1 protein-coding gene is annotated in these 2,249 nt (G+C 52.9%); it reads left to right on the top strand.

Annotated features, from left to right (window positions below; genetic code table 11):
• Positions 1-351 precede the first annotated feature (351 nt).
• Entirely contained in the window at positions 352-2,121 is a 1,770-nt protein-coding gene (locus RMO79_RS23635; protein ID WP_310485721.1) for an aspartate kinase, read from the top strand.
• Positions 2,122-2,249: the final 128 nt, after the last annotated feature.

Genomic DNA, 2,249 nt, shown 5'->3' with positions numbered 1-2,249 from the left:
CCGGTTAATTGGGCGATTTTTTTCACTTGGATTGTCACCCTCGTTCGTCGAGCTGGGTTTCGGACAGTTCCTCAAGCCTTACGTTTATGGGCTAACCAGGTCGATGAGGTTTTTTCTTTTCTTGTATGAAACCACCCTGCCTTTATTAAGGGTTGGGGGGGTAACACCATCTCCAACGAAGCTAGATCTGTAGGTTGGGTTGAAGAATGAAACTAGAGCATACTCAACTCTGAGCTACGGAGATCTACCCACCCCGCCCTACGGGCACCCCTCCGAGGAGGGGATTTTCTATAGTGTCTGGCTTGACTGATTTGTGTCGAGCGTATTAAAACCTAAAATCCAAAATCTACAATGGCATTAATCGTCCAAAAATATGGGGGGACATCGGTTGGCTCCGCCGAGCGGATTCAAGCAGTCGCTAAAAGAGTCGTAGAGACAGTCAAAGCGGGAAACGATTTAGTCGTAGTTGTCTCCGCGATGGGTAAAACCACCGATGGGTTAGTTAAATTAGCCCATGAGTTATCCAGCCAGCCGTCGCGCCGCGAGATGGATATGTTACTATCCACAGGCGAACAGGTTACCATCGCCTTATTGAGTATTGCCATTCAAGAATTAGGACAACCCGCAATCTCGCTCACAGGCGCGCAAGCTGGAATTGAAACCGAAGCCGAGCATACCCGCGCACGAATTTTAGAGATTTCACCCGATCGCGTCGAACGGCACCTGAAAGAAGGTAAAGTCGTGGTAGTGGCTGGATTTCAGGGCGTGAGTGCTACAGGCGATCGGGATATTACCACCCTCGGTAGAGGCGGTTCCGATACCTCCGCCGTGGCTCTGGCTGCCGCTCTGAAAGCTAGTGCCTGCGAGATTTACACCGACGTACCCGGCATTTTAACCACCGATCCGCGCATCGTTCCCGAAGCCAAATTACTCACCGAAATTACCTCCGACGAAATGCTCGAACTCGCCAGCCTGGGGGCGACAGTCTTGCATCCTCGCGCAGTCGAAATCGCCAAAAATTACGGCGTACCCCTAGTAGTGCGATCGAGCTGGACGGACGAGCCAGGTACTTGGGTAATATCGCCAACCACCCGATCGCGCTCCCTGACTAACTTAGAAGTCTCCAACTCCGTCGATGCCGTCGAATTTGCGATCGACCAAGCCAAAATCGCCCTCTTACAAGTACCCGATCGCGCCGGAATTGCCGGACAATTATTTGGGGCATTAGCCCGCGAACGTGTTGATGTCGATCTGATCGTCCAATCGATCCACGAAGGTAACACCAATGACATCGCTTTTACCGTCGATAAACACGCTGCCAGTCGCGCCCAGGCGGTCGCTGAAGCCATCTCGCCCGTCCTGCACGACAATTTTGCCCCCACTCACGATAGCATCCTCGTAGCGGACGATATTGCCAAAGTTAGCATCGTCGGCGCAGGCACGATCGGACGACCGGGAGTAGCCGCCCAAATGTTTAAAACCCTCGCCGAGGCGGGAATTAACATTCAAATGATTTCCACCTCCGAAATCAAAGTCAGTTGCACCATTCCCGCCGCCGACTGCGAGCGAGCGACTGCCGCACTGTGCAACCAGTTTGAAGTTTCGGTATCGACTAACGACCATACTCAGCCCGTTAATGCCCCCGCAGTACGCGGAGTCGCCCTCGATCTCGATCGCGCTAGACTCGCCATTCTCCAAGTTCCCGATCGTCCCGGCATGGCCGCCGAGATTTTTGGCATCTTAGCCACTCATAATATTAGTATGGATGCCATCATTCAATCTCAACGCACCCGCGTTATTAATGGTGTCGCCACCCGCGATATTGCCTGTACGATCGCCCAAGGCGATGCCGCCGATGCCAAACGCTTCCTAGATGCGGCTACCACCCGTCTGGGTTGTGGCGCAGTAGTTGTCGATGAATCGATCTCTAAAGTCAGCATCGTCGGCGCAGGGATGGTCAGCAACCCCGGTGTCGCCGCCCAAATGTTTACCGCTCTAGCCGACGCGGGGATTAATATTCAAATGATTTCCACATCTGAGATTAAAATTAGCTGTGTAGTCGCTCGCGATCGTGGCACCGAAGCAGTTAAAATCATCCATCGGGCGTTTGGGTTAAGTTAGGGGGACTGGGGGACTGGGGGACGGGGAGACGGGGAGACTGGGAGACTGGGAGACTGGGAGTTAGTAGATTTTTAATCCAAAATCCAAAATCCAAAATCCAAAATCATCCTTACTCCCCATCCCCCCGT

Source organism: Chamaesiphon sp. VAR_48_metabat_403, assembly GCF_031422475.1.
Lineage (GTDB): Bacteria > Cyanobacteriota > Cyanobacteriia > Cyanobacteriales > Chamaesiphonaceae > Chamaesiphon.
Note: the sequence above shows the minus strand (reverse complement) of the source record. Positions and strands in the feature narration are given on the sequence as shown.

Bases quoted from the DNA above. Each gene is read 5' to 3' on its own strand.
- RMO79_RS23635 (WP_310485721.1), top strand. From the start codon at position 352: ATGGCATTAATCGTCCAAAAATATGGGGGGACATCGGTTGGCTCCGCC.